13 protein-coding genes are annotated in these 12,910 nt (G+C 58.7%); 9 read left to right on the forward strand and 4 right to left on the reverse strand.

Annotated features, from left to right (window positions below):
* Window position 1 precedes the first annotated feature (1 nt).
* The gene (locus Q1K31_RS08390) at window positions 2-565 is read right to left on the reverse strand and encodes a TIGR00730 family Rossman fold protein (protein WP_300378709.1); all 564 of its coding nucleotides are present in this window, start codon (window positions 563-565) and stop codon (window positions 2-4) included.
* A gap of 100 nt (window positions 566-665) precedes the next feature.
* On the opposite strand from Q1K31_RS08390, the gene Q1K31_RS08395 reads away from it, so the two are divergent.
* A complete protein-coding gene (locus Q1K31_RS08395) occupies window positions 666-2,507 on the forward strand; it encodes an ABC transporter ATP-binding protein/permease (RefSeq protein ID WP_300378711.1) in 1,842 nt (613 codons plus the stop codon).
* An 11-nt stretch (window positions 2,508-2,518) separates the two neighbouring features.
* The gene (locus Q1K31_RS08400) at window positions 2,519-3,415 is read left to right on the forward strand and encodes a phosphatidylserine decarboxylase (protein WP_300378713.1); all 897 of its coding nucleotides are present in this window, start codon (window positions 2,519-2,521) and stop codon (window positions 3,413-3,415) included.
* A 9-nt stretch (window positions 3,416-3,424) separates the two neighbouring features.
* Here Q1K31_RS08400 and Q1K31_RS08405 read toward each other — a convergent pair whose 3' ends face one another.
* Window positions 3,425-3,616 carry a DUF2842 domain-containing protein gene (locus tag Q1K31_RS08405; protein ID WP_300378715.1) on the reverse strand — a complete coding sequence of 64 codons (192 nt, stop codon included), beginning with the start codon at window positions 3,614-3,616 and terminating at the stop codon, window positions 3,425-3,427.
* Between the two features lie 80 nt (window positions 3,617-3,696).
* Between Q1K31_RS08405 and Q1K31_RS08410 the strand changes: the two genes are divergently transcribed.
* The gene (locus Q1K31_RS08410) at window positions 3,697-4,740 is read left to right on the forward strand and encodes a COX15/CtaA family protein (protein ID WP_300378717.1); all 1,044 of its coding nucleotides are present in this window, start codon (window positions 3,697-3,699) and stop codon (window positions 4,738-4,740) included.
* On the opposite strand, the gene Q1K31_RS08415 is transcribed toward Q1K31_RS08410, so the two are convergent.
* Window positions 4,706-5,740, reverse strand: a complete 1,035-nt coding sequence (locus Q1K31_RS08415) for a hypothetical protein (protein WP_300378719.1) — start codon at window positions 5,738-5,740, stop codon at window positions 4,706-4,708. The genes Q1K31_RS08410 and Q1K31_RS08415 overlap by 35 nt on opposite strands.
* Before the next feature lie 36 nt (window positions 5,741-5,776).
* Here Q1K31_RS08415 and rplM point away from each other — a divergent pair, with 36 nt between their 5' ends.
* The 3 genes from rplM (at window position 5,777) to argC (ending at window position 7,863) form a co-directional block, all read left to right on the forward strand.
* Window positions 5,777-6,241: a 50S ribosomal protein L13 gene (gene rplM, locus Q1K31_RS08420; protein ID WP_300378721.1), complete on the forward strand. Its 465-nt coding sequence runs from the start codon at window positions 5,777-5,779 to the stop codon at window positions 6,239-6,241.
* A gap of 5 nt (window positions 6,242-6,246) precedes the next feature.
* The gene (rpsI, locus tag Q1K31_RS08425) at window positions 6,247-6,735 is read left to right on the forward strand and encodes a 30S ribosomal protein S9 (RefSeq protein WP_367187546.1); all 489 of its coding nucleotides are present in this window, start codon (window positions 6,247-6,249) and stop codon (window positions 6,733-6,735) included.
* Between the two features lie 84 nt (window positions 6,736-6,819).
* On the forward strand, window positions 6,820-7,863 hold the full coding sequence (gene argC, locus Q1K31_RS08430) for an N-acetyl-gamma-glutamyl-phosphate reductase (protein ID WP_300378723.1): 1,044 nt from the start codon (window positions 6,820-6,822) through the stop codon (window positions 7,861-7,863).
* On the opposite strand, the gene Q1K31_RS08435 is transcribed toward argC, so the two are convergent.
* Complete coding sequence (locus Q1K31_RS08435) at window positions 7,821-9,839, reverse strand: class I poly(R)-hydroxyalkanoic acid synthase (protein ID WP_300378725.1); 2,019 nt, start codon at window positions 9,837-9,839, stop codon at window positions 7,821-7,823. The genes argC and Q1K31_RS08435 overlap by 43 nt on opposite strands.
* 118 nt (window positions 9,840-9,957) lie before the next feature.
* Here Q1K31_RS08435 and Q1K31_RS08440 point away from each other — a divergent pair, with 118 nt between their 5' ends.
* Genes Q1K31_RS08440 through Q1K31_RS08450 form a run of 3 tightly spaced genes read left to right on the forward strand, consistent with a single transcriptional unit; the run spans window position 9,958 to window position 12,909 of the window.
* Window positions 9,958-10,347, forward strand: a complete 390-nt coding sequence (locus Q1K31_RS08440) for a hypothetical protein (RefSeq protein WP_300378727.1) — start codon at window positions 9,958-9,960, stop codon at window positions 10,345-10,347.
* 46 nt (window positions 10,348-10,393) lie between these two features.
* Window positions 10,394-11,623, forward strand: a complete 1,230-nt coding sequence (locus tag Q1K31_RS08445) for an LL-diaminopimelate aminotransferase (RefSeq protein ID WP_300378729.1) — start codon at window positions 10,394-10,396, stop codon at window positions 11,621-11,623.
* 5 nt (window positions 11,624-11,628) lie between these two features.
* Window positions 11,629-12,909, forward strand: a complete 1,281-nt coding sequence (locus tag Q1K31_RS08450; protein WP_300378731.1) for a homoserine dehydrogenase — start codon at window positions 11,629-11,631, stop codon at window positions 12,907-12,909.
* Window position 12,910: the final 1 nt, after the last annotated feature.

Here is a 12,910-nt window from a genome sequence, read left to right on the forward strand (position 1 = left end):
CCTAGCTGTCCATCACGACAAGCCTGTCCTGAAGGGCCGTGATTGCGGCTTCGGGTGTTTTCTCGTGGACAAGTGCGGCGCGGAACTCTTCCGGCGTGAATTTGCCTTCGATGATGTGGTCCATCAGCTCGAAAAAGGGTGCCCAGAACCCGTCTTCGTCAAGGAAGGCCATAGGCTTGGCGTGCAGGCCGAGACGTGCCCAGCTCAACATCTCTACAGCTTCTTCCAGCGTGCCAATGCCGCCGGGCAGGACGATGAAGGCATCCGATTCGTCGAACATCATCTGCTTGCGTGTGTGCATGTCATCGACGATGCGATGCTCGACATCCTCGAAGATGCGCTCCTTCTGGAGGAGGAATTTCGGCATAACGCCAAGCACCTGGCCGCCAGCTTCATGGACGGCCTTTGCACACGCGCCCATGAGGCCCACGCCGCCGCCGCCATAGACAAGCCGCAAATCCTTCTGGGCTAGCGTCCGGCCAAGCTCTCTTGCGAGGTTGAGGTAGGCCGGTTTCACGGTGTTGGAAGATCCGCAATAGACGCAGATGGATTTCAGCTTCGTCATGCATATGCTCCTGAGGACGATCTCACGCATTTAACGACATGCAGGGATTCGTGCCAGCGCCACTCTGTTCTTTAAGCCGTTTTGCTCCCATATGCCGCGCATGAAAGATCTGACAGATGCCGACAAGAGCGCTGACCCGATCGAAAGCGCAGACGGGGGGCTAGGGGCCTCTATCCTGAGAATACTGAAACTGCTCTGGCGGCCCGAGCTGGCGAAGTGGCGACCCGTCATGGGGATCGCGATTGTCGTGACGCTCAGTGCCGCCGTTCTGGAAGTCGTTTCTCCGATGATCCTTGGTTTTGCCATCAACAAGGTGGCCGGGGAGGAAGGTGTTGAAGCTGCGCCGCTTGGCATCGCCATCGCATGGATCGCGCTTGCAATATCACTACGCTTCCTTGCGGCCGCTTTGCCGCAGGTTCGCGATACATTGTTCAGCCCTGTCAGCCAGGATGCGCAGCGACTGGCCTGTGTCGATGCATTCGGCCATGCGCAGTCCCTTTCGCTCGGCTTTCACCAGACACGGAGGTCTGGCGCACTCAACCGCATGATCGAACGTGGCGCCAGCGCGATCGACTATCTGATCCGGTTCCTGGCTTTCAATATCGGACCGACTTTCGTGCGCCTCTTCTTGGCGGCGATCGCGCTCGGGGCGGCTTATGATTACAGGCTGGCACTGATCGCGATTGTGACGATTGCCATTTATGGGGTGGTTACGGTGGTGATCACGGAGTGGCGGGTGCGCCAGCGCCGTCATATGAACCTGGCCGACACTGAGTTGCGTGCGGTATCCATCGATACGCTCACAAATTTCGAGACGGTGAAGGCCTTCGCCGCGGAAGAGCGCGAGACCCATCGCTATGACCGGGCCATGAGCCGTTACAACAAGCGCTTCGTCGAGGTGATGCGCAGCATGTATCTGCTGAACGGGCTTCAGGCGTTCATCATGAATGCCGGGCTGCTCGCCGTGCTCGCCCTGTCGGCATGGAACTATTCACAGGGCACAATGAAGATCGGCGATCTGACGGCAGTGATGATGGTTCTGATGAGCCTCTATGCGCCGTTGAACATTCTCGGTTTTGCCTGGCGTGAAATCAAGCAGGGCGCTGTCGATCTGGAGAAACTGCACGGCCTGCTCAGCATGGTGCCGGAAGTGGCGGACCGGCCAGATGCGCGGAAGCTTGATAAGCCGGAAGGCGAAGTCGAGTTCAGGGATGTGGCTTTCACCCATGACGCCCGCGCTGTGGGTGTACAGGATATATCGTTCAAGGTCTCGCCGGGGCGCAAAGTCGCTTTCGTGGGGACGTCCGGCGCCGGCAAGTCCACACTGCTGAAGCTGCTCTTCAGGTTCTACGAAGTCGATGCTGGTCAGGTCCTCGTTGACGGGCATGATGTGCGCGACCTGACGCAGACATCCCTGCGCACAACGCTTGGCCTGGTGCCGCAGGATGTCGTGCTTTTCAACGATACAATCCGGTCGAACATCGCCTATGCCCGCCCCGAAGCGAGCGAAGCTGAAATCAAGGATGCCGCGCGCCGGGCGCAACTCCTGCCGTTCGTCCAGTCACTTCCTGACGGGTGGGAGACCCGCGTCGGAGAACGTGGCCTGAAACTTTCCGGAGGTGAAAAGCAACGTGTCGGTATCGCACGGGTCATCCTCGCCAATCCTGCGATTCTGGTGCTGGATGAGGCGACTTCTGCCCTCGATAGCGCGACTGAGGCGGCTGTTCAGGAAGCGCTCGACGAGGCTTCTAAGGGGCGCACGACGCTGACGGTCGCGCACCGCCTGTCGACTGTGCAGAACGCCGATGAAATCATTGTTCTCGAAGAAGGCCGTATTGTGGAGCGTGGCGCCCATGATACGCTTCTGCATGAAGACGGCGTGTATTCCCGTATGTGGGCCAGACAGGCGGCACGGGACCAGCTCGCCACAGTCGAAGAATAGGATAGGCACGCATGGCCAATCGAAATAACACCCTGTCGGATCGCAGTTTCCCCTGGTGGCATGGGGGATTCGATCTCGAAGGTATCATCGCGTTCCTTGCCGGAGGGCTTATTGGCGTCTTGCTGGGAATGTTGTGGGAGCCGCTTTTCCTGCTCGGTTTCCTGCCGGGACTGGCCCTCCTTTTTGCGACACGCACGGCTGAACGGGTTCCACCAGAGGACGCCTCGCTAATTCTGGCCCCGTGTGACGGCATTGTTGTGTCCATTGAGGAGGCCGATCCCCCGGAATCTCTACGGATGCCGGCGGGTTGCATGCGCGTGCGTATCTCGTCTTCGCCCTTTGCGATCACAAATATTCACGCGCCCATTGCCGGGACGATTGACCATCTCTCCCAGGATGAGGGTGAAGCCCGTCAGTTTGCCGCCACCTATCCTAACGATGAAGGTCTGAAGCGGCTCTACTTCACGATTGGGGGCGATGATGTTCAGGCCGGTATCAGCTTGGCGGCAGGCGGGCTTGGGCCAACGCTTGAGACGCGTTCGGATGCCGGTGACCGCGTGTCTTCAGGAAAGACGATTGCGAAACGCCGCGCCGGTGGCTGGTGTGATGTCTTCATTCCCGAAGAAATTGCCATTCTGGTCGAGCCAGGCCAGACCCTGATTGGGGGCGAGACAAGGCTCGCTGACATGTCCGGACAGGTCTCTGGCGGGCTGCGCCCCTCCGCAGATGTGGCGGCTGGGGATCCGCCGCCTACACCTGAGACAGTGCCGCCGGAAGTGACGGGAGATGAGCAGCAACCGGATGAAGAGCAACGCAGCGATGATCCCGCCGAGATGTTTGCGCGGCTGCGCCGGGAAGCCGGGCTCGCGAACAGGTCTGACCCAGACGACAATCCAGAAGACAGGTAGTCTTCCGGATCAAGTAGGTGGTGTGTTCATCCATCGCATGAGCGGGCGGAGTGGAAATACCCAGGCAAAGCCTGCGACGATGTAGAAAATGAGCTGAATCCAGAAGGGCGCATCTGTCATGCGCGTCCCAATGGTGGCGGCAAGGAATATCCAGAAGGCGAGGAAAAGCAGCATGATGATGCTGGCAATGATCTTGCGCACTTGGATCTCCCATCTGCTTCAGGCCGCATGCGACGCCATAACCGCTTGCGATTCATATACTGGCTGTCAGATAGGACTTTATGAGGTCTGCCGCAAAAAGTGATATCGCCGCACGTTGGATTCGCCGCTGGCTGATCCTGATCGCGCTGATGGTCTATGCCATGATCCTGATTGGCGGGATGACACGGCTGACTGATTCCGGGCTTTCGATCACGGAATGGGACCCGATAAGTGGCGCGATTCCGCCATTGGGGGATGCGGCATGGGCAGCAGAATTTGCCAAGTATCAGCAGACGGCGGAATTCCAGCAGCAGAACTACAATATGACGCTGTCTGAGTTCCAGTATATCTACTGGTGGGAGTGGGGGCACAGGCTTTTCGGGCGTCTTATCGGGCTCGTCGCGGTCGGCGGCCTAGTCTGGTTCTGGATGAAGAACTGGTTGAGCCCGGCCCTGCGCAACCGCCTGATTGTTCTCATCGGACTTGGTGGGCTGCAGGGGTTTATCGGCTGGTGGATGGTGGCCAGCGGTATCGGAGATACAGACCGGCTTGATGTCGCACCTTACAGGCTGGCGACCCACTTCATGCTGGCGCTCATAATTATCGGCTACACGTTCTGGCTCTGGCTGGATCTCGGGCACAGGGCGAGACTGAAGCCTGTCAGCGGCCTGCGCCTGGCGGCGTTGGTACTGCTCGGCCTCGTCACCCTGCAGATGGCGAGCGGGGCGCTTGTCGCAGGGCTGGATGCAGGCCGGACGTATACGGACTGGCCATACATGTCCGGTGCGTTTTTCCCGTCGAACTATGTCGAGGGTGAGCTGGGGCTTCGCAGCCTGTTTGAAGGCCGTGCGGCAACCCAGTTCAATCACCGCTTCTTGGCCTATGTCATATGGGGACTGTCGCTGGCCTGCGTCGTCTTCAAATGGGGGCAGGCAGGCTGGCGTGAAGTCTCGACAATCGCTGTGCTGATTACACTTCAGGCTGTGTGGGGCATCGTGACACTGGTTCACGGTGCCCCTCTAGAGCTTGCAATCGTGCATCAGGCGCTTGGGGTTATTGTCTTTACCGCCTGTGTGCGACTGGTCTGGCTTACTGCCCCGCAACGGGAGCTGTCAGCGGTGTAAGCGTAATCTTGCTCGGGTCCACCATGACGACGCGGTGATCTCCCGGCTCGATATCGCCGCCAAGCACGATCAATCCGCCTGGATAGCCGCCCCCGCGGGCATCACCGGTTGCTGCGATAGCTTTTGGCTGATCGGGAACGACGACCGTTATGCCATCAAGGATGTCATAGCGTTCGGTCTCACCCTCGCTGTCGCGGACATCTATCGCACCGTCTTCACCGAGTGTCACAAGTGTACGCTCGTTGAACCGCTTCAGACCGGCTGCACCAGCAACCGGGGAAGTGAAGGTTTCCGGCTCACCGTCGGTAAAGGTGCAGGCCGTGATGGCCTGATCCGCGGAGAGCTCGCTGGTCTTCACCCATTCAAGCTCTTCATTGCGTTCAACGAGATCCCCGACTTCCAGCATCGTGGAAGAGGCTTCTGTCCAGTAGGCAATGCGAATCAGGGCGTCGCTTCCGGTTTCGGGACGTGTGGTGCACATCCCGGCAAGTGAGGCTCCATCCCCGCCCTTGAGGTCATATTCAATGGCTTCGGACAGGCCACCACCATAGATCCAGACTTTCATGTCACCTTCGCTCCCGATACCGGGATAGAGTGTGACGGGTGTGCCGGAGATCATTACATAGCGCCCCTCAGCGAGCGCCTTTACATCATGATCGGAAATGCTGGTCAGACGTTCGGCATCAAAATTGAAAAGTTGTAGCCCACCTGTTTCATAGGCGACTGCGAAGGATGAGCCGGCACCGCCCGTAATGCCGATGCTTCTGATTGGCCGGTCGAGGGTACGTGTCATCCAGACAGCCGGAAGGCTGCCGGGTGGGATGGCCTGTTCCTCTGCCTGGTCGCGGGGTTGTTCAGGAGCAGGCGCCTGTGATTGGTCAGGGGTGGGTTCTGCTGGCTCTTGCGGACCTGAGCAGGACACGGCATAGAAAAGCAGGAAACCGGCAACCCCTGCGTTGACAGGGAAGGTCTGCGCACTTAAACGCGGGCGCTTGAACATATTCCAACACTCCGAATGAGAGGCTCCCGAGGAGCAATGAAGACTTATAACGCACCAGCTGACGTGGAGAACAAGTGGATCGTCATCGATGCGACGGATGTCGTTATCGGTCGTCTCGCTTCATATGTTGCCAAACGCCTGCGGGGCAAGCATCGCGCTGACTTCACGCCACATATCGATACAGGCGACCATGTCATCGTGATCAATGCCGAGAAGGCACGGTTCACAGGAAACAAGCTTCGCGACAAGACATATTACCGTCATACCGGATACCCGGGTGGCATCAAGAAAACGACCGCCGAGAAGATTCTCTCTGGCCGTTTCCCGGAGCGGGCTGTCCAGATGGCCGTCAAGCGTATGATGCCGGGCGAAAGCTCTCTGGCCCGCCAGCAGCTTTCCAAGCTGCGGGTCTATGCTGGCAGCGAGCATCCGCATGAAGCCCAGAAACCGGAAACCGTCGATTTTGCGTCGATGAACGTGAAGAACCTGAGGGACGACTGATTAGCATGTCCGATACAGCCAATTCTCTAGAAGACCTGAAAACCGTCACCAGCGGCGAAGCTGCAGCCACCGAAGAGGTTGTGCTGGCAGAGCCGAAGATTGACGAGCATGGCCGTTCCTACGGCACGGGCCGCCGCAAGTCGGCAACCGCCCGCGTCTGGATCAAGCCAGGCACCGGCAAGATCACGGTCAACGGCAAGGATCAGGAGCAGTATTTCGCTCGCCCTGTGCTGCGCATGGTTATCGAGCAGCCGCTGGTCGAAGCTGACCGCCGTACCGAGTTCGATGTCATCTGCACGGTTCGCGGATCTGGCCTCTCCGGACAGGCTGGCGCTGTGCGTCATGGTATTGCTCGCGCCCTGGTCAATTACGATCCGGCCCTGCGCGCCGTGCTGAAGCCGTTCGGCTATCTGACACGTGACCCGCGTACCGTCGAGCGCAAGAAGTATGGCCGGGCCAAGGCTCGCCGCAGCTTCCAGTTCTCGAAGCGCTAGGTCTTACGATCAAAGAGTTCGAAAAGGGCGCTTCTTCCGGAAGCGCCCTTTTTATTTGCCTTCAAGCATGACAAGGAAAAAGCCATGACGAAGACGCCGCTGAAAGCCGCTGTTCTGGGGGCATCGGGCTATACCGGAGCAGAGACGGTTCGCCTGCTTCGAAACCATCCCCGTGTGGATGCTGTGGCAGCGACGGGTAACGCACTGGCTGGCAAGACCCTGTCAGAGATTTTTCCATACTTTTCAGGTGCGGATAACCTGAATGTTGTGAAGGCGGATGATGTTCGCTGGGACGATATTGATGTGGCCTTCGGCTGCTTGCCGCATGGGACTTCACAGGACCTGATAGAAACATTGCCGGAGCATGTGAAGGTCGTCGATCTGTCCGCCGATTACAGGTTCCGCGATGCGAAGATATACTCAGCTGCCTATGGACGTGAACACCTGTCGCCAGAGCGTACGGCGTCGGCTGTATATGGATTGAGCGAGCTTTATGCCGAACAGCTTTCGGGGGCAGGGCTTGTCGCGTGTCCAGGGTGTTATCCGACTGCTGCACTGCTTGTGCTGCTGCCGCTCATGAAGCCGCTGCTGATTGATACGAACACGATTATCATCGACGCCAAGACCGGGGCGTCAGGCGCCGGACGCGGGCTCAAGGAAGGCAACCTTTTCTGTGAGGTCAGCGAAGGCGTGCACGCCTATGGTGTTGGCACGCACCGTCACACACCTGAGATCGAGCAGGAGCTAAGACTGCGGTCCGGGGACGATTCGGTGGAAGTGACGTTTACGCCGCATCTGTTGCCGATGACACGTGGTGAACTCGTGACCTGCCATGTGCGCGGGGATGCCGACGCGATCCATGCCGCCCTGGAGAAGACCTATTCAGGCCAGCCATTCGTGGATGTTCTGCCGCTCGGCTCGCCACCGCCAGACACGCGTCATGTGCGTGGTACAAACCAGTGCCGTATTGCAGTTTTCCCGGATCGGGCATCCGGCCGCGTTGTGATTCTCGGCGTGATCGACAATCTTGTGAAAGGCTCGAGCGGCCAGGCGATCCAGAACTTCAATCTGATGATGGGGTGGGATCAGGCGCTTGGGCTGGATGTGCTCCTGCCGCTCTTCCCCTGATTCTTCCTGCTGCCGGATTTCCGTTTTGCCGACGCGGCAGGCTTTTTCGACTTGGCTGCGTTACTGGCGGTACTGGTCTTGGCCTTGGCGCTCGCAGTCTTGCTGGCGGCTGTCGAGGTACTTTTCGTTTTCTTTGGCGCGGCTTTGGCCGGCTTGGCGTAGTCGGTAGAGGGTTTCTCTCCGTCCGCGATTGGTTTCAGGCGCATCTTCACATATGTACCAGGGGCCTCGCCAAGCCCCCTGTCCGGGACAGGCTTTGCAGTGACCATCTCACCCGCAATCGGTTTGAGCCACCGCATCCAGCTTGGCCACCATGATCCCTTCAACTCTTCAGCATCCGCAAGCCAGGCTTCTGGTGTGTCCGGCAGCGTGTCATTCATCCAGTGCTGGTATTTTTGAGCGTCGGGATGGTTGATGACCCCCGCAATATGGCCTGATCCGGCCAGAATGAAATTGACGTCGCCACCATACCGCTGTGCCCCGCGATAGATTGAATGCCAAGGGCAGATATGATCTTCACGACTGGCCTGGATCGTGACGGGTATGTCGATGTCCTCCATGCTCACCGTCTTGCCGAGGACACTGAACTCGCCACGGCTGAGCCTGTTCTCACCATAGAAGGCATCGAGATAGGTGCGGTGTGTCTTGCCGGGAATATTGGTCTGGTCGGCGTTCCAGTAGAGCAGGTCGAACGGGCGCGGCTTCTTGCCGAGCATGTAGTTGTCGACGACATAGCGCCAGACGAGATCGACCGGGCGAAGCCAGTTGAACGTTTCGCCCATGAGTTCGCCGGGCATGATGCCATTATTGGCCTCGATGACCTGGCCGACAGTTTTCCGGGATGTCTCGTCGGCAAACACCATGAGGTCGCCCGCATCGCTGAAATCCGACTGTGAGGCGAAGAATGTCGCCGAGGCGATGCGCCGGTCTTCGGACTGCGCCATATAGGCCAGCGCGCTGGTGAGTAGCGTGCCGCCGATACAGTAACCGACTGTGTTGACGTCACTGGAGCCGGTCCGGGTCGTGACCTCGTGCAGGGCAGCCATCACGCCTTCGCTGACATAGTCATCCCATGTGAGTTCACGGGTCTCTTCATCAGCAGAGCGCCATGAAACAACAAAAACCGTAAAGCCCTGGCTGACCAGCCAGCGGATCATCGAATTGCGTTCGCTAAGGTCGAGGATGTAATACTTGTTGATCCAGGGTGGGAAGATCAGCAGCGGGCGGGCATGGACCTTTTCCGTGGCTGGTTCGAATTGCAGCAGTTCGATGAGCCGGTTGCGGTAAACAACCTTGCCCGGCGCGGTGGCGACGTTGCGACCGACCTCGAACGAGGTTTCATCAGTCTGGCTGATAGCGAGCTTGCCGCGGCCCTTACGCATGTCCGCGCGCGCATTGCGCAGTCCTTCGACAAGGCTTTGCCCGCCGGTCTCAAGCATTGCCTTGAGGGCGGATGGATTGGTGGCAAAGAAGTTTGTCGGCGATAACGCGTCGACAGTCTGACGCATGTAGAAGCGGGCCTTGCGCCTGTCGGCGTCCGAGAGGTCATCGGCCGCGTTCAGGAGCGACAGCATCCACTCGGCATTGAGTTCATAGGCTCGGCGCATGAACTCAAATGCCGGATTAGCCGACCACTCCGGGTCCTTGAAGCGCTTGTCGCCGGACGTCCCGATTTCTCCGGTGGTGAAATCCTTCCAGAGATTCACCCAGCTCATCCAGAGATCGAGGTTCGCCGTCATCAGGGCGGAAGGGTTCGTGGCCAGCGATTTACCGAGCCGGCCATAGGTATCCATCATGCCGAATGGATCTGCATTCTCCGGAATCTCCATGCCGGCCGAGCTCGAAGACATGACTTCGCTGAGAAGGGCGTGCGACTCGGCGGCAGCTTCCGCCAGTGCCTGTCCAATGGCCTGCAACTGTTCAGGAGACTGCTCCGATAAAAGCGTGTTCAGACTCTTCTGGTCGCGGTCGTCCATGGCTTCTGCCGTCCCTCTTTCACCTTACTCTCGCCATTCTAGTCAAACATATATAGGGAAGAAACGTTTCCGGAATCATCAGCGAACAAGGAAAATCTGACGGATGCGCACAATTGCGATGCTGTTTTGTATTATACTGACCGGGTGTGCAGGTTCTCTGGGCAGTTCTTCGGATGCCGGAAGTGCGACTCCTGACTGGTATGAAGCCCGGAAAGCCGAGTTTCAGGGTAAAGGCTACCCCAAGCTTTCGCGCGTGCCTGCCAATACAAGCTATGAAGCGCGCCAGAGTGGCCTTGTCAAAACAGCTGACGAAAGAGAGGCGCTCCGGACGGCGTTCTTCAATGACCCACGTTCCGCGACAGTTTCCATGACACCGGCTGAGATCAGGGCCTGGGGCCTCGAGAAGCGCCAGCAAGTTGTATCACTTGATACGCCTTCGGACTTTCTTACAGAAGAAGAGATCACCTCCCTTTTTGCGTTATTTGAGCGCCCACGCGCCCGGCGCTAGATAAAAGGGATTGCATACGCCGCACGGACAAAGCAGGAGACAGCCCATGCCGGGCGAATTCTACAAGATCAGACGACTGCCACCCTATGTCTTCGAGCAGGTGAACCGCCGCAAGGCGGCGCTCCGGGCCGAGGGTGCGGACATCATTGACCTCGGCATGGGCAATCCTGATCTGCCGACGCCGGGTCACATTGTCGACAAGCTCTGCGAGACGGCGCGCAAGCCGGATGTAAACGGCTATTCTGCCTCACGCGGTATTCGTGGCCTGCGCCGTTCGCTGGTTCAATATTATGACCGTCGTTTTGGCGTAAAGCTCGATCAGGATCGCGAAGCCATCGTGACGCTTGGGTCGAAGGAAGGTTTTGCCAATCTTGCGCAGGCGATTACCGCGCCGGGTGATGTCATCCTGACACCGGACCCCTCTTATCCGCTGCACTCGTTCGGCTTCATCATAGCGGGCGCCTCGATCCGCGGAGTGCCAGCCCACACGCCTGAGCAGTATCTTTCAAACCTCGGGGCGGCCATTCGCTATAGTGTTCCTCCGCCAACGGCGATGGTTCTGTGCTATCCATCCAACCCGACGGCGGCGACGGCGGATCTTGATTTCTACAAGGAAGCGGTCCGCATCGCCAAGAAACACGATATCTGGGTGCTTTCCGACCTCGCCTATAATGAGATCTATTTTGACGATCCTCCGCCTTCCATACTGCAGGTGGATGGCGCGAAGGATATCGCTGTTGAAACGACGACCATGTCGAAGACATATTCCATGGCTGGCTGGCGGATCGGGTTTGCGGCAGGCAACGAACGCCTGATTTCTGCCTTGGCGCGGGTGAAGTCCTATCTCGATTATGGCGCCTTCACCCCGATCCAGGTGGCCGCTACGGCCGCTCTGGATGGCCCGCAGGAGTGCGTTGAGCAGAACCGGCAGATCTATCGCGCGCGCCGCGACACGCTGATTGAGAGCTTCAGACGTGCGGGCTGGGATATGCCTGTTCCATCGGCCTCCATGTTCTGCTGGGCGCCTATCCCGGAAGCCTGCAAGCATATGGGCAGCGTCGAATTTGCGCTTGAACTGATAAATGAAGCAGGGGTCGCTGTTGCTCCGGGCGCCGGGTTTGGCGAACGCGGGGATGGTTATGTCCGGATTGCCCTTGTCGAGAACGAACAGCGCATTCGTCAGGCTGCACGTAACATCAAGCGGTTCCTTCAGGCGAAGGAAGCTGATAGCAGGGGCCGCGTTCAGGAATTGCGTGCCGGAGGACAAGGGGTTTGACGTCATTGAAATTAGGTATCGCCGGGCTCGGTCATGTCGGGTGCGGTCTGGTAGATCTCGTTCAGAAACAGGAATCGCTGCGCCTGCCGGGCAAGGTCGAGATTGCGGGTGTCACGGCACGAAACCGCAACCGTAACCGTCCGGTTTCGACGGATCAGTATGAATGGTTCGACGATGCAACGCGGCTGGCCGAAGACGACAGCATCAACGTGTTTGTCGAGCTGATCGGTGGCTCGGACGGGCCGGCAAAGGTTGCGGTCGAAACGGCACTCAAGTCTGGCAAGGCTGTGATCACGGCCAACAAGGCGCTCATTGCCATGCACGGGCAGGAGTTGGCCGAGCTGGCGCGTGAGAATGGTGTTGACCTGCTGTTCGAGGCGTCGGTCGCAGGCGGTGTGCCGGTAGTGCGTGTGCTGCGGGACTCGCTGGCGGGCGTGGAAGTCAAGCGCGTGACCGGCATCCTCAATGGCACTTGTAATTTCCTTGCAAGTGAAATGCTCGCCTCACGCCGGCCATACGATGTGGTCCTCGCCGAGGCGCAGCGCCTTGGCTACGCTGAAGCTGATCCCACGCTTGATGTGTCGGGTATGGATGCGGCTCACAAGGCAGCGATTCTTGCGGCTATCGCATTCTCGGCCGATCTCGATTTTTCAAAGGTTGCTGTACGTGGAGTAGATGGGGTCGAGCTGCTCGATCTCGATCTCGCTGACCGGCTTGGCCTGCGCATCAAGCTGATCGCAGAAGGCAAGATCACCAAGGATGATGAAGTTGTCTGTCGTGTCGAACCACTGGCAATGCCGACCGGGCACCCATTGGCCCGCGTCAATGGCAGCCTGAACATGGTGCGTGTCGAAGGAGAGCCTCTCGGTGCCGTCACGTTGACGGGGCCGGGGGCCGGTCCGGGGCCCACGGCGAGTGCGGTCATGGGGGATGTTGCAAAACTCTTCAACCCGATTGCGCGCCCGGCCTTCGGTCGCGCTGAGCATCACGGCATCCGCAAGTTTGTCTTTGCTGATACCGATGAGAGGTCTGCCTTCTTCCTGCGCGTTCGGCTGGCAGACCGTGCCGGTGCGCTGGCAGAGTTGACAGAAGCGCTTGCGGAAAGCGGCGTATCGGTCGACAAACTCCTGCAGGATTCGGCAGACGAGAATGGTGCCGCACCCGTCGCGATCGTGACGCATACGTGCTCGCGCAGGGAAATGAACGATGCGAGTGAGCGTGTTCGCGAACTCGAATCTAGTGTGGGCCAACCTCAGATCATGGCGATCGAGGATTCAACTGATTAAA

This window comes from Henriciella sp., from assembly GCF_029936995.1.
In the GTDB taxonomy this organism is placed as follows: Bacteria; Pseudomonadota; Alphaproteobacteria; order Caulobacterales; family Hyphomonadaceae; genus Henriciella.